Genomic DNA, 18,336 nt, shown 5'->3' on the forward strand with positions numbered 1-18,336 from the left:
CCCCGATCGGCCTTCAGCCCTGCCGCAGAGGCTCCAGTTCGCGGCGGCCGTGGCTTTCGGCCAGAGCGTCGTAGCCCCCGATCGGCTGGCCGTCGACGAACACCTGGGGCAGCGAGCTGCTGCCGCTGCGCTGCTCGATCTCGCTGCGCAGGGCGTCGCTGTCGACCTGCAGAACGCGATGGGGAATCGAGAGGGTGCGCAGCATGCGCAGGGCCCGGGCCGACCAGGGGCAGCCGGGCAGCACGGCGATCTCCACCCGCGGTTGCGTCAGCGAATCGATGCTCACCGGCGCCCGGCTGGACTGCACGGGGCTGTCGCTTCCATGGTCGCCGGCTGCGAGGGCAGCCAGTGGCGTGGCGCTCGGGAGAAAGCCCACGAGCAGGTCGGCGCCGCGCAGCACCAGAGTGCCGGGCTCCAGATGGCCGCCCCAGACTCTGCAGTCGCCGTCGGAGAAGCTCAGATGCAGGTGCACCCCCTCGGGCGAGAGGGTGCCCGAGAGGGTGATGATCTCCAGCTCACCGCGCAGCCGGGTCGGAGAGGCCTTGCCCGGGCACTGGAACACGGCGGTCGAGAGATTGCCCACCACCGACAGCACGTAGCCCGTGGCCCCGTGGTCACGGGCAAGGGCCTCGAGGCTGAGGCGCACATCGCTGCCGGCGTCGAGATGCAGCGGCAGGGGTTGCATGGCGGCGGGCGGGTCGAGACCTGCCAATGGTCGCAGGCCGTTGTGGGCCGTCTCCCGGTTCGGTCGTCAGCCCTGGGGTCGCCGGCTGCTGGCGAGGGCCTGCAGGCCCATCGCCACATGGGCCTGGAGGGCGCCGAGGGCCATCAGCTGGCGGGGGCCACGGCCCTCGGCCACGGCAGGTCCGGCCTGCTGCAGGGTCTGAAGCAACTGCTGGCTGGCGCGGCTCCAGGCCTCGAGGGCGTTGTCCAGGTTGGCCATCTCGCTGTCGCTGCTGGCGCTGATCGGCGTCGCGTCGGCCGGAGCGCTCTGGGCCAGGTTCTGCAGCTGTCGATAGCTGATCGAGGCGGGAATGGCGAGGGGCTCTTCCATGAATAAGGCGTCATGAACTTTGGTGAACTGACGCTATGGGTGGCGGCCGTGGCCCTCAAGGGGCGGTGATGTCGGGATGACCGAATCCGACGGGGCCGGCCGGAAGGCCCCTGCCACGGGGTGGCGGCCACGGCCTGGCGAGACCTGACCTCAGGCCTCAGCCGCCGTTCTCCACGGCCCGGGCCCGCAGGCTGCTCAGCTCCACCCGGCTGACGCGCGGGTCGTCGCTCTCGGCCACCAGCTGCAGCCGCTCCCCGTGGCGGCCCTGCCGTTCGACCTTGCGCTCGCCGATCACCGCGCCGGAGGCGTCCAGCAGGGCGAAGGCGGCGCTGATCGTGCCGCAGTTGCGCTCCAGGCATTCCACCTCCACCGCCCCGGCCGCCCCGCCGCCGTAGATGCGCGGCGGCCGGCAGGGGGCCTGGCAGGGGCGGGCGTAGACGCCGCCATCGAGCTGCTTCCAGCCGGCGGCCAACAGGGCTTGGCGGCGCTGGATCAGCGCACCGGCCGGGTCGTCGGGCACGGGGCGCTGCAGCACCAGGGTGCGGGCCTGCCAGCCGAGGGCCCCGCCCAGGCCCAGCAGGATCAGGCAGCCGAGAAGCTTCAGCGCCGTCCCCAGGCCGCCGCTCCGGGCGCCGGGCCGCGATGCCTCCTTTGCTGTCGAGGCCATCGCCCGCTCAGGGGTTGCCATCGCCGTAGCCGCGCAGCGAGCGGAACATCAGGCCGGCGCCGCTGCCCATCAGGGTGAACATCATCAGCAGGTTCCACAGGGTGGTGGGCTGGAACTGCACGAACAGGGTCTGCAGCACACCCGCCCCCAGGGCCGCCAGCGAGGCCGCCACCAGATACCAGCCCCAGCGCACGTGGCGCTGAGAAAACAGGAGGGCCACCCCCAGGCTCAGGGGGATCAGCAGCAGGCCGATGCCGCCGGGGGCCAGCAGGTTCGGCAGGCCGGGCCAGCCGCCGCCCAGGCCACCACCCCGGCCCCCCCATCCGCCGAAGAAGCCGCCGCGCCAGCTGCGGCCGCCGCCCTGGCCCAGCCAGCCGCTGCCGGCGGAGCCCACCATCACCTGCTGGAAGAACAGGAACACGCCCATCGTCAGCAGGACGGCGCCGATCAGGAAGGTGAGAAAGTCCTGGATCGGGTTGCGGGATTCCACGGCCGGTTCAGCCTCTGGGGGCATCCTGCCCGGCCCGGCCGCCGCTGCCAACGGGGAGCTCAGCCGGCGCCATCCGGCTGGGACAGGGCCCGGTACAGCTCCAGCCGCCGGTCCCGTTCCACGCGGGCGCGTTCCTGCAGCTCCCGGCTCCGCTCCCGGGGGCCGCCGCGCAGCAGGCGAAAGCGCTGCTCGCTGGCCCACTGGTCCGCCAGATCCCGCTTCGGTGCGGGGCTGTCGAGCTGCAGCGGCGTCTCGCCCTGCGCGCGGCGGCGCGGGTCGTAGCGGTAGAGCAGCCAGCGGCCGGTGTCCACCGCCAGCTTCTGCTGGGCCATGCCGTGGGCCATGTCGATGCCGTGGGCGATGCAGTGGCTGTAGGCCAGGATCAACGAGGGCCCCGGATAGCTCTCGGCCTCCAGAAACGCCCGGATCGTGTGTTCATCGCGGGCGCCCATCGCCACCGAGGCCACATAGACCGTGCCGTAGGTCATCGCCATCAGCCCCAGGTCCTTCTTGGCGGTCTCCTTGCCGGCGCTGGCGAACTTGGCGACCGCCGCCAGCGGGGTGGACTTGGAGCGCTGGCCACCGGTGTTGGAGTACACCTCGGTGTCAAGCACGAGCACATTCACATCGGCGCCGCTGGCCAGCACGTGATCGAGGCCGCCGAAGCCGATGTCGTACGCCCAGCCGTCGCCACCCACCAGCCAGACGCTGTGCTTCTCGAGGCTGCCGGCCAGCGCCAGCAGCCGGGCCGCCGGCGAGGACGGATCGCGCGCCTCGGGCCTGGCCTCCAGCCGCCGCCGCAGCTCCGCGATCCGCTGGCGCTGCTCGGCGATGCCCGCCTCATCGCTCTGATCGGCGTTCAGGATCTGCTGGACCAGCTCCTGCGGCAGCGCCTCATCGCCCTGTCCTTCCAGCTGCGGATCCCGGAGGAGATCCTCCGCCATGCGCCGCTGCTGATCCACCGCCAGGCGCATGCCCAGGCCGAATTCGGCGTTGTCCTCAAACAGCGAATTGCTCCAGGCAGGCCCACGGCCCTCGCCGTTCTTCGCCCAGGGGGTGGTGGGCAGGTTGCCGCCGTAGATCGAGGAGCACCCCGTCGCGTTGGCCACCAGCATGCGATCGCCGAACAGCTGGCTGGCCAGCTTCAGGTACGGGGTCTCGCCGCAGCCGGCGCAGGCGCCGGGGAACTCGAACAGGGGCTGCTGCAGCTGCTGCTGGCCGATGCGGCGCAGGTCCAGGTCCGCGCGCGGCGCCTCGGGGAGCTGCAGGAAGAAGTCCCAGTTGGCCCGGCCTGTCTCGCGCAGCGGGCGCTGGGGCACCATCTCCAGCGCCTTGCGCTTCGGCTGGGTCCGGTCCCGCGCCGGGCAGACCTCCACACACAGGCTGCAGCCGGTGCAGTCCTTCACCGACACCTGGATCGTGAACGCCTGCCCCTCGAAGGCATGGTCACGGGCCGGCGCCTGCCGGAAGCCCGGCGGCGCCGATTCCAGGGCGGCGGGCTCGGCCACCTTGGCGCGGATCACCGCGTGCGGGCACACCATCACGCATTTGCCGCACTGCACGCACAGATCGCTGTGCCATTCCGGCACCGAGGTGGCGATGTTGCGCTTCTCCCAGCAGGAGGTGCCCGTGGGCCAGGTGCCATCGCAGGGCATCGCGCTCACCGGCAGCCGGTCCCCCTCCAGGGCCAGCTGCGGTGCGATCACCGTGCGCACGAAGTCAGGGGCCCCGGGTGCGGCGGCGGCGAGGCCGGTTCCCCTGTCGCCGGGCTGTTCGGGCGGCTCGGGGAGTTCGCGCCAGGGCAGGGGAACCAGCTGGTCGAGGCTGGCGTCCACGGCCCGCAGGTTCATCGCCACCACCGCCTCCCCCTTGCGGCCGTAGCTGTGGCGGATCGCCTCGCGGATGCCTTCGATCGCCTCCGCCTGGGGCAGCACGCCGCTGAGGGCGAAGAAGCACACCTGCATCACGGTGTTGATGTGCGGGCCCATGCCGGCCTCACGGGCGACGCGGGTGGCGTTGATCTGCCACACGTGCAGCTGCCGCTCGCGGATGCGTTGCCGCAGCAGCGCCGGCATCCGCAGCCAGCTCTCGGCCGGCTCGAACGGGCTGTTGAGCAGCAGTGTGCCGCCGATGGCCAGCTGCTCCACCAGCGGGAAGCGTTCCACGAAATCCCACTGGTGGCAGGCGACGAAGGTGGGCCGCTGGATCAGATAGGGCGCATGGATCGGTCGCGGGCCGAAGCGCAGGTGCGAGATCGTGACCGAGCCGCTCTTCTTGGAGTCGTAGACGAAATAGGCCTGAACCTGAAGATCGGTCTGTTCGCCGATGATCTTGATCGTGCTCTTGTTGGCCCCCACGGTGCCGTCGGCGCCCAGGCCGTAGAAGATCGCCCGCACTTCATCGGTGGCCTCGGCCCGCTCGAGCACGAAGCCCGGATCCACCACCAGGGAGCTGTGGCAGACGTCGTCCTCGATGCCGACGGTGAAGCCATGCAGCGGCGGCGGCAGGGATGGATCGAGGGCGCCGCGCAGGTTGTCGAGCACCGCCCTGACCATCGCCGGGGTGAACTCCTTGGAGCCCAGCCCGTAGCGGCCGCCGATCACCTGGGGCAGCGGCGCCCCGCGCTGCATCAGCGGCCAGTGCCGCTGCAGCGCCGCCATCACCTCCAGGGCCAGCGGTTCGGCCGCGGCGCCCGCCTCCTTGCAGCGATCGAGCACCGCCACCGCCCGGGTGGTGGCCGGCAGCACCGTGGTGAAGCGCTCGCCCGCGAACGGACGGAACAGGCGCACCTTCACCACCCCCACCGATTCCCCTGCGGCCTCCAGGGCCGCCACCGTTGCCGCGGCGGTGTCGCAGCCGGAGCCCATCAGCACCACCACCCGCTCGGCGGTGGGTGATCCCACGTATTCGAAGAGGCCGTATCGGCGGCCGCTCAGGGCGGCGAAGCGTTCCATCGCCTCCTGCACCAGCTGCGGCACGGCGGCCACGAACGGATTCACCGTTTCGCGGCCCTGGAAGTAGAGATCGGGGTTCTGGGAGCTGCCGCGCAGCACCGGATGGTGTGGGCTGAGGGCTCTCTGGCGGTGCGCCTCGATCGCCTCAGCCGGAATGAACTGCCGCAGCAGGTCATCGCTGAGGGTGTGGATCTTCTGGATCTCGTGGGAGGTGCGGAAGCCGTCGAGGCCATGCACGAAGGGCACGCGGCCGAGCAGGGCGGCGCGGCTGGCGATGGCGGCGAAGTCGCCCGCCTCCTGCACCGAGGCCGAGCAGAGGATGGCGCAGCCGGCACTGCGGATCGCCATCAGGTCGCCATGGTCGCCGAAGATCGACAGGCCCTGGCTCGCGATCGCCCTCGCCGCCACGTGCAGCACCATCGGCGTCAGCTCGCCGGCCAGCTTGTAGAGGGTGGGCAGCATCAGCAGCAGGCCCTGGCTGGCGGTGAAGCTGGTGGCCAGCACCCCCGCCTGCAGCGCGCCGTGCAGGGCACCGGCGGCGCCGCCTTCGCTCTGCATCTCCACCACCGCCGGTGGCGTGCCCCAGAGGTTGGGCCGTCCTTCGGCGCTCCAGGCGTCGGCCCATTCCCCCATCGGTGTGGCCGGGGTGATCGGGTAGAGGGCGATCAGCTCGCTGAGGCGATAGGCCACCCGCGCCACCGCCTCGTTGCCGTCGAGGGTCTCCTGGATCGGCTCTGGTTCCGGCCCGTCGCTGCGGGTTCGGGCAGGCCGGGACTCCGTTGTCAGGGGCTGTGGGGCGGCGCCCTCCGGTCGCCCGGTTCCGCCTGGACGCTGTGCTGTCTGCATGGCCGACCCCCGCGTTGCCATCGCCTGACTTTTTTATAGGCAGAGCGCTCAGAACTGGCCCATCAGTCCGTCGTCGTCCTCCTCCACCCGGGCGATCGCCAGGCCCACGTGCACCAGCACCCGGTCGCCCACCCGCGCCTCGGGGAGGCAGGCGAGGCTCACCTGCTGGCGCACGCCGCCGAAATCCACCTCCGCCAGCCGCCAGAGACCGTCCTCGGCACCGCCACTCACCGCGTTGCCGGTCCCGGCAGTGTCATGGCCCGGCGGCGGCTGGCTGCGGATCGCCAGGATGCGACCGGACACAGCCAGACACATGCGGCACGCGGAAGCGACTGCTTTCTTCTAGCTCCGGCGCTCCTGGCCGGCCTGGCACGGCTGCAGTTTCAGCGCCAGGATCTGGCCGGCGGCCAGGCCGCCGTCATTGAGCGGGATCCGCTCTCCCCAGAAGGGCTCCAGGTGGCGCTGCCGCAGGGCCGCGATCAGCCCCTCCAGCAACCGGCGGTTCTGGAAGCAGCCGCCGGCCAGGATCACGGCCGGGGCTGCCGCTGGGTCTGCTGATCCAGGCGTCAGCGGATCCGTGCGAGTGCCCGCGGATCGCTCCAGCCCCAGGCCGCAGACCGCCTCCGCCAGAGCCTGAATCAGCCCGTTGTGGAAGCGGGCTGCGCAGAGGTCCCGCGCCTGCCCCGAGGCGATGTCCTGCAGCAGGGCCATCAGCAACGGCTGCCAGTCGAGCAGGGGCAGGTCCCGCTCTTCTCCAGCCGTTGATGCGTCGTCGTCGCTGGCGGGTCCGCTCTCGGAGGTCAGGGGCGCCATCGGGGTGAGCCAGGCCATTGGGTAGGCGCCGGCCGTTGCGGGTGCCCGGGCGGCGCCGGCCTGCAGCAGCAGGCCCGCATGGGCGTCGTGGCTGGCGACCTGCACCAGATCCAGCAGTGAAGCCACCGCATCGAACAGGCGGCCGGCGCTCGAGCACCAGGGTGTGTTGCAGCGGCCGGCCATCGCCTGCAGCAGCAGAGGGATCTCCCCGGGCTGGAAGGCCGCGTGCACCGCCGCGGCGCCGGCGTGATCCACCACACCGGCGGCCCACAGCAGTCCCAGGGCGCTGCGGCGTGGTTCGCGCACGGCGCGCTCGCCCCCCGGCAGCGGGAACGGCCGCAGTGAGGCCAGTCGGCGACCGCCACGGCGGTCCAGCCACAGCAGCTCACAACCCCAGAGCGGCGCGGCCCCGCCGCCGTAGCCGAGTCCGTCGAGCACCAGGGCCGGCAGCGGCAGCGGCAGGCCGTGCTCGGCCGCCACCGCCAGGGCATGGGCCTGGTGATGCTGCACCTCCTGCAGGGGCGTGATCGCCCTCCCCGCCAGCAGCGGTGGCGCCAGCTGCCGGCTGAGGTACTGCGGATGGGCATCCATCGCCGCGGCGAGCCTGTGCGGAGACTGCCGCTCCAGAACGTCGGCAAGGCCGCTGCGCCAGCGCTCCAGGCAGCGGCTGTCGGCCAGATCACCGAGATGGGGCGCGAGCCAGAGCTGATCGCCGATCGCCAGGGCCGGCGCGCTCTTCAGATCGGAGCCCAGTGCCAGCAGAGTCGCCGGGCGATCGCCCCCCTTGGCCAGTCCCGGGGGGGTGCCGACGCCCTGGGCGCTTCCGGCTGTCGGGGCTCCGCTGCTCCGTGGCCGCGCCGGATCCCAGGGGGCGGTCGCACGCCCGAGGGCCGCCGCTCTCGGCGCGGCCCCTGGATCCGGCAGGGTCAGGGCCTGGGGGGCATGGCCGCGGGCCCGGCGCAGCAGGGCCGGACGCCCATCGATCAGCTGCAGCAGGGAATCATCCAGCGGCCGGGCGATCGGCCGGTCATGCACCAGAAAGGCATCGGCGATGCCGGCCAGACGCTCCATCGCCTCGGCCGGATCGGTGCACAGGGGCTCGCCGCTGCTGTTGCCGCTGGTGGCGACCAGCGGCCCGGCGAAGGCTTCGGCCAGCAGCAGATGCAGGGGCGAGGACGGCAGCATCACCCCCAGCCCCGGCGCGCCCGGCGCCACGCCGGCCAGCACCGTCTCGTGGGCGTCGTCAGGGCAGGGGAGCAGCACGATCGGCGCTGCCGGATCCTCCAGAGCAGCCCGTTCCTCCAGGGTGGGATGCACCAGCTCCGCCAGCCGCTCGAGGCGATCGACCAGCAGGGCGAAGGGTTTGTGCGGCCGCCGCTTGCGCTCTCTCAGGCGGGCGACTGCGCCTGCATCGCGCGCGTCCACCAGCAGCTGGAAGCCGCCCACCCCCTGCAGCGCCAGGATCCGCCCCGAACGCAGCAGGGCCACGGCGGCTTCCAGGGCGGCAGCTGAGCTCCCAGGATTCGCCCCGATCCCTGGCTTGGTTCGGGTCGGTGGATCAGCGGCTCCTGCAGCACTGGCTGGATGGCGTGCCGCGTCGGATCGGACCCGGCCGGCGCTCCCATGGCCAGGCAAGGCGCCGGCCAGAGGCCTGCCGCCGGCATCGAGCAGTCGCAGCGTCGGCCCGCAGGCCGGGCAGCCGATCGTTTCGGCGTGGAAGCGCCGATCGGCCCGATCCTCGAACTCGGCCTGGCAGGCGGGGCAGAGCGCAAAGGCCGCCAAGGTGGTGTGGGCGCGGGCGAAGGGCGCGGCGGTGGCGATCGAGTAGCGCGGCCCGCAGCTGCAGCAACTGATGAAGGGATAGCGGAAGCGGCGGTCGTGGGGATCGCGCAGCTCGCGGCGGCAGGCGGGGCACAGGGCCTGATCCGCCACCAGAGACGGTGCCACCAGGCCGATCCCCAGGGGCTGCGGTGCCTCTGCGCTGATGCGCAGTCCTGATCCCGCGGCCAGCCCGGGGGGCAGGGGCGGCTGGAGCCAGGCGATCTGCAGCGCCTCCAGCCGTGCCGCCGCCGGCAGGGCCTCCGGCAGCAGCGCGACAAAGCGCTTCAGGGCAGGGCGGGTGCCGGCCAGCTCCACCTGAACGGCGCCGGTGATGTTGCTCAACCGGCCATCGAGGCCGAGCGCGCCGGCCAGCCGGCCCACCGCGGGGCGGAACCCCACCCCCTGGACCACGCCCCGGCAGATCAGCCGCAGCCCCTGGCGAGCCTCCTTCTCCCCGGGAGTGGCCGCCATGGCGGGACTGCCGGGGAGAACGCCCGTCACCGCCCGGCGAGTGTGGTCACCGGAGCGGCGAGCAGCAGCGCCGCCAGCGCCGCCAGTCCCTCGCCCGTGCGGGCCGACACCTCCAGCAGCCGGGCCCGGGGCGCCACCCGGGCGATGGCGGCCCGGGCGGTGGTGCGATCGAAGTCCACCGCCGCCGCCAGGTCCATCTTGCTGATCAGCACCAGGTCGGCGCCATGGAACATCGGCGCATATTTGAGCGGCTTGTCCTCGCCCTCGGTGGTCGACACCAGCACCACCCGCAGGCTCTCGCCCAGGTCGTAGGCGGCGGGGCACACCAGGTTGCCGACGTTCTCGATCCACAGCAGATCCAGCTGCGCCAGCGGTGTCTGCTCCGCCTCGAGCCGATCGAGGGCGCGGCCCACCTGGGCGGCCTCCAGGTGGCAGCCCTGGCCGGTGTTGATCTGGAGTGCCGGCAGGCCGGCGGCCTGCAGGCGGCGGGCGTCGTTGTCGGTGGCCAGATCGCCCACCAGCGCCGCCTGGCGCAGGGGCCTTTCACCGCCGGGGCCCTGCAGCGCCGCAGCGGCCAGGGCCTCCAGCAGCGCCGTCTTGCCGGAGCCCGGAGAGGAGAGCAGGTTGACCACCCGCACGCCGGCCTCCTGAAAGCGCCTGCGGTTGGCGTCGGCGTGCTGGTCGTTGTGCGCCAGCAGCTGCTGCTCCAGCGTCACGCGCCGGGCCCTTGATCCCGCTGGTGGCGGCACCCTGGCGGGAGGGTCAAGGGGCGAGGTGTCCTGAGCGGCCTGAACCGGCGACGATCCGTCCTGTCGGGCCGTGCTGGTGTCATCCGATGGGGCCGGCGAGCAGCCGCAGGTGCCGCACATGTGCACATCTCCCGCCGGCTACGAAGCGGCGTCTGCTCGCAACGCTAGGCACGCCGTTCAGCGGCGGCCCCTCGCCCCCTCGTCGCGGTCTCGGGCCAGCTGGTGGCTGTTTCGCTCAGACCTCTCCCTCAGGCCTGTCCGCTCTGGGCCGCGATCGTCGTCAGCCGGGCGGCCTCGGGATCCCAGAGGATGAAGCTGAAGCAGCCGCGGATGTCCGCCAGGGAGAGCCGTGTCACCCCCTGCAGCAGGGCGGCATTGCGCTCCTGGCAGGCCCGCAGGCGGTAGTTGGGGATCGCCTCGCAGAGGTGGTGGATGGCATGGCAGCCGATGTCGGCGGTGAACCAGTTGAGCAGGGGGGGCAGCTCCAAATTGCTGGTGCCTTCGAGCACCCCGGCCATCGGGCTCCACCCCTCGCTGCGGTGGGCGTAGGCATCGGGGAAGTTGTGCTGGATGAAGAACACGCAGATGAACACCGCAGCCCCGCAGGTCATCAGCGGTGCATACAGGCTCCAGAAGCGGCCGTGGCCGAGCTGCGATCCCATCAGCAGCCAGAAGGAGAGGACCGCGACGTTGTTCCAGAACAGATCGATCCCTTCAGCCGGGCTGTGCCAGTGGCGACTCCTGTGGGATGCATACAGCGTGCCCAGGTCGGCCCGGGGCGTGCGCTGCAGCTGGCCGATCAACCAGGGCATCAGATCGCGCAGCCCGAGCAGCAGCGCCAGCCTCGGCTTGATCACCAGATAGAAGAAGCCCCCGGGAAACAGCATCAGCGGATGGCGCAGCCAGCGGTAGAACCGCTTGCCGCCCGGGCTGAGCTCGGCGAAGGCGTGGGTGCTGATCAGGGCTGAGGGGCCCTGATACTTCTGCCAGTCGCCATTGTGGCGGTGGTGGAAGGCGTGGCCCCGCGACCAGGGCAGCTGGGGAATGCCGGCCACCATCCCGAGCAGGAATCCCACCCAGCGGTTGGCCCGGCGGCTGCGGAACAGGCTCTCGTGACCGCAGTCGTGCATCAGCGAGAAACAGCGGGCCAGGAACAGCACCTGCAGGGCCAGCACCGGCAGCAGCAGCACCGGCTGATGCTCCAGGCACCACAAGGCCGCCGCCCACAACAGGCTGAAGGGCACCAGGGTGTTCAGCACCTGCCAGGTGCCGATCGCATCGGAGCGCTCCAGGTAGGGGCGAAGCACGAAATCAGCCCGGCGAACGGCTGCGGTCGCCTGCGTCACGTCCTCCGGGGAGGTCGCCTGCAGGGTTGGAGAGAGGGTCAGAACAGGGGTCGCGTGGGGGCCACTCAGAACGGGCGGGCCCGACCGGCGTGGCGTCAACCCTAGGAGCGAAAACGCTGCATGACGCGCCGTGGCCTGGCTGGCCATCGCGGTGGCGGCTGCGCTTCAGTGCATCGATCGGCACCGTTCACGCCCCATGCCCGATCTGTTCACCCCCCTGCGACTCGGCCCGCTGGAGCTGCCGAACCGGGTGCTCGACGCGCCGCTGACCCGCTGCCGGGCGGATGCGGAGCATGTGCCGACGCCGCTGATGGCCGAGTACTACGCCCAGCGGGCCACGGCCGGCCTGCTGATCGCCGAGGCGACGATCGTGGCCGAGGGCCATGTCGCCTTCGGTGGTCGTGAGCCGGGCATCTACAACCAGGCCCAGATCGAGGGCTGGCGGCCGGTCACCGAGGCAGTGCATCGGGCCGGTGGTCGCATCGTGCTGCAGATCTGGCATGGGGGGCGCGCCTGCCATTCGCTGCTGGGCGGCCGGCAGCCGGTGGAGCCCAGTCCGATCGCGATCCAGGGCGATGAGATCCATACCCCCGAGGGCAAGAAGCCCTATGAGGTGCCCCGTGAACTGCGTGATGACGAGCTGCCGGGGATCGTGCAGGCCTTCGCCACGGCGGCGCGCCACGCCATGGCCGCCGGCTTCGATGGTGTCGAGATCCATGCCGCCAATGGCTATCTGCTCGATCAGTTCCTGCGCGATGGCACCAACCGGCGCGGTGGGCCCTACGGGGGGCCGATCGAGAACCGTGCCCGCCTGCTGCTGGAGGTGATCGAGGCGGTGACGGCGGAGACACCGCTGACGGGCGTCTGCCTGTCTCCGCTGAACAGCTACAACGACATCGCCGACAGCGATCCGGTCGCTCTGATCAGCTGGCTGGCCGAGCATCTGAACCATCGCGGGCTGGCGTACCTGCACCTGATGCGCGCGGATCTGCTCGGCAGGCAGCAGGGCGATGTGCTGACGCCGGTGCGTCAACGTTTCTCGGGGGTTCTGATCGGCAACATGGGCTACAGCCCCGAGGAGGCAGCCGAGGCGGTGGCCGGTGGAGCCGTTGATGCGGTGGCCTTCGGGCGGGCCTTCCTCGCCAACCCCGACCTGCCCCGCCGCATCGCCCTGGGGGCGCCGCTGCAGGAGCCTGATCCGGCCACCTTCTACAGCCAGGGGGCCGAGGGCTACACCGACTATCCGGCGCTGCCGGCCTGAACCTGAAGTCGGCAGGGGCCTCTTAGGGTCTGGCCCACCCAACCGGCACGGGCGCGATGGCACGGGGACAGCGCGGAACGCGATGGCGCCTGCGTCGCTGGGGCTCGGCGCTGCTGGCCCTGCTCCTGACGGTGGCTCTGCCGCTCAGCCGGACAGTCCGCTCCCAGTCCGCGGTGCCGCCGGCCCCACGGCCCTCCAACCGCCTGGGCGAGGAGATCCGGGCCGTCTGGTTCACCGCCAACGACATGGATGTGCTGCGCGATCGCACGCGCATGCGGGAGGCGGTGCGGCAGCTGGCGGCGCTGCACTTCAACACCATCTATCCGGTGGTCTGGAACAGCGGCTTCGCCTACTACCCCAGCGCGGTCAGCGAGCGGCTGGGCCTGCAGGATTTCCAGTACCGGGGCCTGCAGGGACAAGACATCCTGGCGGAACTGATCAGTGAAGCCCATCGCCAGGGACTGCTGGTGGTGCCGTGGTTCGAGTTCGGCTTCATGGTGCCGCCCGGCTCGGTGCTCACCCGCCGCCAGCCCGCCTGGCTCAGCCGCCGCCGCGATGGCAGCGTCACCTCGATCAGCGCCGCCGGAGAGGTGTCCTGGCTCAACCCGATGCATCCCCAGGTGCAGGCGATGCTCACCGAGCTGATCCTGGAGATCGCCACCAACTACGACTCCGATGGCATTCAGTTCGACGATCACACCAGCCTGCCCAGTGATTTCGGCTATGACGCGTTCACGGCGGCGCTCTACAAACGCAGCACCGGCCGCGAACCACCGGCCAATGCGGCGGATGGCGTCTGGCTGAAGTGGCGTGCCGACCGCATCAGCGCGTTCATGCAGCAACTGGCCACGCAGCTGCGCCAGAAGCGACCGGGTTTCCTGGTGTCGCTGTCACCGAATTACCACGATTTCGCCTACAAGCGGCAGCTGCAGGACTGGCTCACCTGGGTCCGGCAGGGAAGCGTCGATGAGGTGGTGGTGCAGCTCTATCGCCCTGATCTCGCCAGTTTCGAAGCGGAGCTGACCCGACCGGAGTTCGCCGTCAGCCGTCAGCGGGTTCCAACGGCGGTGGGCATCTTCACCGGACAGCGCACCCAGCCGGAGCCGATCGAACGGGTGGTCGCTCAGGCTGAAGCCTCCCGCCGCCGGGGCCTGGGAGCGGGATTCTTTTATTACGAGACGCTCTGGGAGGAGGCGCAGGAGCCGGCAGCCCTGCGCAAGGAGGCCCTCGACGCCCTGTATCGCCAGCCGGCGCCGCGCCGTCCCGTCGCTGCCGCCGCGCCGCGGCCATCGCCGGCGCTCACTCCGGCCGCCCCGGCTGCGCCGCGGCCGCTGCCCACCCCCTCACCCGCACCCGTCACCACTCCGGCGCCCCTGGCGCCTGGCTCCCCATCACCCGCCCAGCCCGGGGCGTCGGTCCCCAACGGCATGCCTGCCGAGCGCCCTCCTGCCTCCGGAGCACCCGCGCCTGAGAGCCCTGCTCCTGCGCAGGCCGCCCCGGTGGATCCGGCCCCGGTCGCTCCCGGCACGGCCCCGGCATCGTCACCAGGGGCGTCGGCGACGCCGTCTGTTCCCGTGCAGCCCTCTGTTCCCGCACCGCCCGTCTCCATGCCTGCCCCGGTCTCCGTGCCGCCCCCACCTCCCTTGCTGCCAGGCCCGCCCGAGTCGCCCGGCGCCCTCGATCCGTCCTGGGGCCCTTTCAACGGTGCGCCACCGGAACCGGTCCCTCCGCTGTGACGGCTGGCCTCCGCCTCCAGCCCGCAGGTCCTGACGGGCTGCCGCCAGGCCGGCTGTCGGATCAGGCGGCCGGCAGCGGTGGGCGATCGCTGGGGAAGAACTGCCAGTCGGGGCCGAGCTGCTCCAGGAAGGCCAGCGGATAGGTGAGTTCGAAGACGATCAGAGGTAGCAGCAGCACCGAGCCCACATAGGGAATCAGGGCAAGACAGCAGCTGAACACGATGGTGAGCAGGGTCAGCAGGCCAACGGCCATGCCGAGCACAGCCCGCATCAGAAGGTAGAGCGCCAGGCTGCCGAGATGCTCCTGCCACAGAGGGCGCAGCACCTGCTTCCAGGCCTTGAGCACCGGCAGGCGATGGAGCCACATCACGGGGGCCACGACATCGAGAAGCAGCACGCGGATCACCTCCATCACCAGGATCCAGATCAGCAGCAGCAGGGCAGCACTGAGTGCGGCGGCAATGGCGTGGGTGGCGAACACACCGGAGCGCCAATCCGGCAGGCTGATCAGCACGGCGAGCCCCAGGATCAACCCCACCACCACCAGGCTGATCAGACCCAGGGCGACGCGAAAGCGAAACAGGGAGTTGCCTTCGCGGCGAAAGGCATGCCAGGGCTCGACGATGCTGCCGCGATTGCGGATGACGCCATCGAGCAGCATGAAACGCCCCCGGCTGCTCAGCCAGGTGAACAGCACGACGAGAAGCGCCAGCAGCACCAGAACGCTGAGGGTCACCGTCAGGATGATGGCTCCATGCTCCTGGAACCAGGACATGGCTTCCTCAAGGTTGAAGTCACTGCCTGGGCCGGAGCTGGTTCCGGGGCCCCCTCCGCCGAAGACCCCTCCCGGACCAGCTCCCATCAGAAAGGCGCAGAACCCGAGCCGCAGCCATTTGCGCAGGTCAAAGGGGGCGAACAGCAGCCGTCGCGTGTGCTGGATCGCCACCGCAATCGGCTCGATCACGGACAGGGAGCTCAAGGCCTCTCTCCTGCTGGTGGAAACCCCATGATGCGTCCGGCTCCCGCAATCAGCCATCCAGGCTGAAGACGCCTCCGGTCAGCGCACCTCCAGGGCCACCAGCCGCAGCTCGCGGCCGCTGATCAGACGGCGGCTGATCGTGTCGCAGCGGGGGCACTCGCAGCAGCCATCCCGCGCCAGGAAGCTGTCGTTGCAGGCCGCGCAGTCGCACAGGGCCGCTTCCCGTTCGATCCGCAGCTCCGCCCCCTGGGCGATCGAGCCCTCGATCACCACCGGAAAGGCAAAGCGCAGGGCGTCCTCTTCCACCCCGGCGAGATCACCCACCCGCAGGGTGATCGCCTCGATGCAGGTGGCCCCTTCTGCTGCTGCCGCCGTCAGCGCCTGCCGCAGCACCTCCTCCATCAGGCTCAGTTCATGCATTGCAGTTCATGCATCGGTGGCAGGGGCTGCTGCGAGCCAGTGCCGCAGCTGCGCTTCCGCCGCAGGCAGCAGCTGTCGCAGCGGCAGCGACAAGCCCTGGCCATGGGGCATCGCAAAGGCAGGCACCAGCAGCTGCCACCCCTGTGGTGCCGCCCCGTAGAGCAGCGCCGTGATCGCCAGCAGCCGGGCCGGATCGAGGTGATGGCTGAAGGCCCCTTCCTCGTGGATGGCCGGGCGGTGCTCCGGGGTCAGGACGTCCAGGCGCTGCAGGTGCGGGGAGGGCCGGGGAGCGTGCCTGCCGTTGCTTGCCGTCACTGCCAGCGCGGCAACGCTGCCGCCGTCGCCGCCTGCCTCCAGCGCCTGTGGCCGTTCCGGGGCCTGGTGAATGCCTGTGCTCGGCCCCGGCGGCCACCAGGCATCGATGAACAGCACCCGCCGGACGTCCGTCAGTTCGGCTGCCAGCTCCGGGGTGAGCTGCTGCACGGTTCGCACGAGCAGCGGGCCTCTGGTGGGCGTCCCCGGCGGCAGTTGTTCGGCACGTTCCGCCAGCCACCAGCCCACGCCGTCGTCACCGCGCAGGGGGTTGCCGATGCCGATCACCAGGTCGGCGCCGCCCTCAGCCACGGCTGCGCTCCGCCAGCAACCGCCCGTCGGCGGCCCGAAGCTCCAGCCGCAGCGGCATCTGCCCGGCGGCGTGGGTGGAGCACGACAGGCACGGATCAAAGCAGCGGATGCCCGCCTCGATGCGGTTGAGCAGCGGCTCGGGGATCTCGGCGTCCGCGGGCACCGGATCGGGGATGAACTCCCGGGCGATCTGGGTGACGGTGCTGTTCATCGCCAGGTTGTTCTGGCCGGTGGCGATGATCAGGTTGACGCGGGTGATCAGGCCGTGGTCATCCACCCGGTAGTGGTGGAAGAGGGTGCCGCGTGGGGCCTCGCTGACGCCAACGGCTTCGTTGCGGTTGAGGCTGGCGCGGGCGCGGATGCGGCCGTGCATCAGCTCCTCGTCGCAGACGAGACGCTCGATCGCCTCCAGGCAGGCGACGATCTCCACCAGGCGGGCGTGGTGATAGGCGAACGACGAGGTGATCATCCGACCAGGGCCGACTCCGGAGCGCTGCCGCAGCTCCTCCAGCTCGGCATCGGCCCAGGGAGTACCCACCCGATCGCACACGTTCAGCCGCGCCAGCGGCCCGACGCGGTAGATCCCCTGCGGATAACCCAGCGGCTTGTAATAGGGAAACTTCAGATAGCTCCAGGGTTCCACCGCCTCCCCCAGAAAGGAGGCATAGTCGTCCTCGCTCAGTCGATCGGCGACGATCGATCCATCGCTGGCCCTGATCCGCAGCCCCCCCTGCGGTCCGCCTTCGATGTGCTCCCACTGGCCCTCGCCGTTCACCAGGCCCAGGAACAGGCTCTCGAAGTCGCCGAAGGTGCGCTGCTCCCGCTGCAGCGGCCCATCCAGCAGCTGCTTGTACAGCTCCAGCGCCGTCGTCACGGTGGCCTTCGCCTCCGGCAGGCGCCCCAGGATCCACTCGCGCGCCTCGGGGCTGAGGGGTGAGCGCACCCCACCGGGTACGGCCCAGGCGGCGTGGATTTTCCTTCCCCCCAGCAGCTCCAGGATCTGCTGGCCGAACTGGCGCAGGCGGATGCCGGATCGCGCCAGCTCCGGATCGGCGGCCATCAGGCCGAACACGTTGCGCTTCGCCGGATCGCATTCCCAGCCCAGCAGGAAATCGGGGCTGCTGAGGTGAAAGAACGACAGCGCGTGGCTCTGGGTGAGCTGGGCGAGGTTCAACAGGCGTCTGAGTTTTTCGGCCGCCGGCGGGATCGTCACCGCCAGCAGCTTGTCGCCCGTCTTGGCGGCGGCCAGCAGGTGGCTCACCGGGCAGATGCCGCAGATCCGCGCCGTGATGCCGGCCATCTCGGTGAACGGATGGCCCTCGCAGAAGCGCTCAAAGCCGCGGTACTCCACCACATGGAAGCGCGCGCCCTCCAGCCGACCGTCGGCGTCGAGCTGCAGGGTGATGCGGGCGTGTCCCTCGATGCGGGTGACCGGATCGATCGTGATCGTGCGGCTCATGGCGTCATCCGAAGCGCAGCATCTCCGGGCCCTCCAGCCGGGGCCTCTCGCCCCGCAGCATCGGCTCCAGGCAGGCGCGGATGCGCGCGGCCGAAGGCGGGCAGCCGGGCAGGTACACGTCCACCGGGATCACCTCGTGGAGGGGAAGCACCCGCGGCAGGAGCTCCGGCACCACCCCCGGGGCCACCGGGATCTGGGCCTGGCTGTCGGCCAGCTCCAGGTAGGAGCGCTGCAGGGCCGCCATGGCGCTGTCCCTGCCGCCGGGGGTGATCAGGTTGCGCAGGCCCGGCACGTTGGCGGTCACGGCGCAGTCCCCGAACGAGACCACCACGGCCGTGCGCCGGCGCACCTGCAGCGCCAGCTCCAGGTTGTCGGCATTGGCCACTGCCCCCTCCACCAGGCACAGATCCACGCCCTCGGGATAGGTCTTGATGTCGCTGGCCACCGGCGAGAAGACGATCTCCACCTGCTCGGCCAGATCGAACAGGAACTCATCGAGATCGAGGAACGACATGTGGCAGCCCGAGCAGCCCGCCAGCCAGACCGTCGCCAGGCGCAGCTTTCGCGAGGGGGACGGCGCGGCTCTCCCCGGCTGATCGGTGCCCGGCACTGCGGCGGGGGATCTGCTCGCCGGATCAGGAGCCAT

Annotated in this window: 16 protein-coding genes; 2 read left to right on the plus strand and 14 right to left on the minus strand. The window is 71.1% G+C overall.

From position 1 onward, the window contains the following. Positions 1-13: 13 nt before the first annotated feature. The 9 genes from H8F25_RS00680 to H8F25_RS00720 all read right to left on the minus strand — a co-directional run bounded on the left by H8F25_RS00680 (position 14) and on the right by H8F25_RS00720 (position 11,172). Positions 14-685, minus strand: a complete 672-nt coding sequence (locus H8F25_RS00680) for a PCC domain-containing protein (RefSeq protein ID WP_197211616.1) — start codon at positions 683-685, stop codon at positions 14-16. 66 nt (positions 686-751) lie between these two features. After that, positions 752-1,054 (minus strand): hypothetical protein, encoded by a 303-nt coding sequence (locus H8F25_RS00685; protein WP_197211617.1) that lies wholly within the window; start codon positions 1,052-1,054, stop codon positions 752-754. A 157-nt stretch (positions 1,055-1,211) separates the two neighbouring features. Then, complete coding sequence (locus tag H8F25_RS00690; protein ID WP_231596962.1) at positions 1,212-1,742, minus strand: hypothetical protein; 531 nt, start codon at positions 1,740-1,742, stop codon at positions 1,212-1,214. Beyond that, on the minus strand, positions 1,729-2,211 hold the full coding sequence (locus H8F25_RS00695; protein ID WP_197211619.1) for a hypothetical protein: 483 nt from the start codon (positions 2,209-2,211) through the stop codon (positions 1,729-1,731). The genes H8F25_RS00690 and H8F25_RS00695 overlap by 14 nt, the downstream gene beginning before the upstream one ends. Before the next feature lie 59 nt (positions 2,212-2,270). Further along, positions 2,271-6,011, minus strand: a complete 3,741-nt coding sequence (gene nifJ, locus H8F25_RS00700; RefSeq protein WP_197211620.1) for a pyruvate:ferredoxin (flavodoxin) oxidoreductase — start codon at positions 6,009-6,011, stop codon at positions 2,271-2,273. Between the two features lie 48 nt (positions 6,012-6,059). Further along, positions 6,060-6,326, minus strand: coding sequence for a HypC/HybG/HupF family hydrogenase formation chaperone (locus H8F25_RS00705; protein ID WP_197211621.1), 267 nt, complete (start codon positions 6,324-6,326; stop codon positions 6,060-6,062). A gap of 27 nt (positions 6,327-6,353) precedes the next feature. Continuing rightward, positions 6,354-9,116 carry a Sua5/YciO/YrdC/YwlC family protein gene (locus H8F25_RS00710; RefSeq protein WP_197211622.1) on the minus strand — a complete coding sequence of 921 codons (2,763 nt, stop codon included), beginning with the start codon at positions 9,114-9,116 and terminating at the stop codon, positions 6,354-6,356. A gap of 26 nt (positions 9,117-9,142) precedes the next feature. Then, the gene (gene hypB / locus H8F25_RS00715; protein ID WP_231596963.1) at positions 9,143-9,832 is read right to left on the minus strand and encodes a hydrogenase nickel incorporation protein HypB; all 690 of its coding nucleotides are present in this window, start codon (positions 9,830-9,832) and stop codon (positions 9,143-9,145) included. A gap of 281 nt (positions 9,833-10,113) precedes the next feature. Then, positions 10,114-11,172, minus strand: coding sequence for a fatty acid desaturase (locus H8F25_RS00720; RefSeq protein WP_231596964.1), 1,059 nt, complete (start codon positions 11,170-11,172; stop codon positions 10,114-10,116). 235 nt (positions 11,173-11,407) lie between these two features. On the opposite strand from H8F25_RS00720, the gene H8F25_RS00725 reads away from it, so the two are divergent. Continuing rightward, positions 11,408-12,472, plus strand: a complete 1,065-nt coding sequence (locus H8F25_RS00725) for an alkene reductase (RefSeq protein WP_197211625.1) — start codon at positions 11,408-11,410, stop codon at positions 12,470-12,472. A 56-nt stretch (positions 12,473-12,528) separates the two neighbouring features. Then, a complete protein-coding gene (locus tag H8F25_RS00730) occupies positions 12,529-14,208 on the plus strand; it encodes a family 10 glycosylhydrolase (protein WP_197211626.1) in 1,680 nt (559 codons plus the stop codon). Positions 14,209-14,269: 61 nt separating this feature from the next. Here H8F25_RS00730 and H8F25_RS00735 read toward each other — a convergent pair whose 3' ends face one another. From H8F25_RS00735 to H8F25_RS00755, 5 genes are all read right to left on the minus strand, one after another. Continuing rightward, the gene (locus H8F25_RS00735; protein WP_197211627.1) at positions 14,270-15,187 is read right to left on the minus strand and encodes a hypothetical protein; all 918 of its coding nucleotides are present in this window, start codon (positions 15,185-15,187) and stop codon (positions 14,270-14,272) included. Positions 15,188-15,265: 78 nt separating this feature from the next. After that, the gene (gene hypA, locus H8F25_RS00740; RefSeq protein WP_197211628.1) at positions 15,266-15,607 is read right to left on the minus strand and encodes a hydrogenase maturation nickel metallochaperone HypA; all 342 of its coding nucleotides are present in this window, start codon (positions 15,605-15,607) and stop codon (positions 15,266-15,268) included. Between the two features lie 6 nt (positions 15,608-15,613). Continuing rightward, positions 15,614-16,231 (minus strand): hypothetical protein, encoded by a 618-nt coding sequence (locus tag H8F25_RS00745; protein WP_197211629.1) that lies wholly within the window; start codon positions 16,229-16,231, stop codon positions 15,614-15,616. Then, positions 16,224-17,690: a Ni/Fe hydrogenase subunit alpha gene (locus tag H8F25_RS00750; protein WP_197211630.1), complete on the minus strand. Its 1,467-nt coding sequence runs from the start codon at positions 17,688-17,690 to the stop codon at positions 16,224-16,226. Before H8F25_RS00750 ends, H8F25_RS00745 begins: the two co-directional genes overlap by 8 nt. A gap of 4 nt (positions 17,691-17,694) precedes the next feature. Continuing rightward, positions 17,695-18,204, minus strand: a complete 510-nt coding sequence (locus H8F25_RS00755; protein WP_197211631.1) for an oxidoreductase — start codon at positions 18,202-18,204, stop codon at positions 17,695-17,697. Positions 18,205-18,336: the final 132 nt, after the last annotated feature.

Source organism: Synechococcus sp. CBW1004 (assembly GCF_015840715.1).
Classification (GTDB): Bacteria; Cyanobacteriota; Cyanobacteriia; order PCC-6307; family Cyanobiaceae; genus Cyanobium.

Coding starts and splice junctions, on each gene's coding strand:
- H8F25_RS00680 (WP_197211616.1), bottom strand. CDS start 685: ATGCAACCCCTGCCGCTGCATCTCGACGCCGGCAGCGATGTGCGCCTC.
- H8F25_RS00685 (WP_197211617.1), bottom strand. CDS start 1,054: ATGGAAGAGCCCCTCGCCATTCCCGCCTCGATCAGCTATCGACAGCTG.
- H8F25_RS00690 (WP_231596962.1), bottom strand. CDS start 1,742: ATGGCAACCCCTGAGCGGGCGATGGCCTCGACAGCAAAGGAGGCATCG.
- nifJ (WP_197211620.1), bottom strand. CDS start 6,011: ATGCAGACAGCACAGCGTCCAGGCGGAACCGGGCGACCGGAGGGCGCC.
- H8F25_RS00705 (WP_197211621.1), bottom strand. CDS start 6,326: ATGTGTCTGGCTGTGTCCGGTCGCATCCTGGCGATCCGCAGCCAGCCG.
- H8F25_RS00710 (WP_197211622.1), bottom strand. CDS start 9,116: ATGGCGGCCACTCCCGGGGAGAAGGAGGCTCGCCAGGGGCTGCGGCTG.
- H8F25_RS00725 (WP_197211625.1), top strand. CDS start 11,408: ATGCCCGATCTGTTCACCCCCCTGCGACTCGGCCCGCTGGAGCTGCCG.
- H8F25_RS00730 (WP_197211626.1), top strand. CDS start 12,529: ATGGCACGGGGACAGCGCGGAACGCGATGGCGCCTGCGTCGCTGGGGC.
- hypA (WP_197211628.1), bottom strand. CDS start 15,607: ATGCATGAACTGAGCCTGATGGAGGAGGTGCTGCGGCAGGCGCTGACG.
- H8F25_RS00750 (WP_197211630.1), bottom strand. CDS start 17,690: ATGAGCCGCACGATCACGATCGATCCGGTCACCCGCATCGAGGGACAC.
- H8F25_RS00755 (WP_197211631.1), bottom strand. CDS start 18,204: ATGTCGTTCCTCGATCTCGATGAGTTCCTGTTCGATCTGGCCGAGCAG.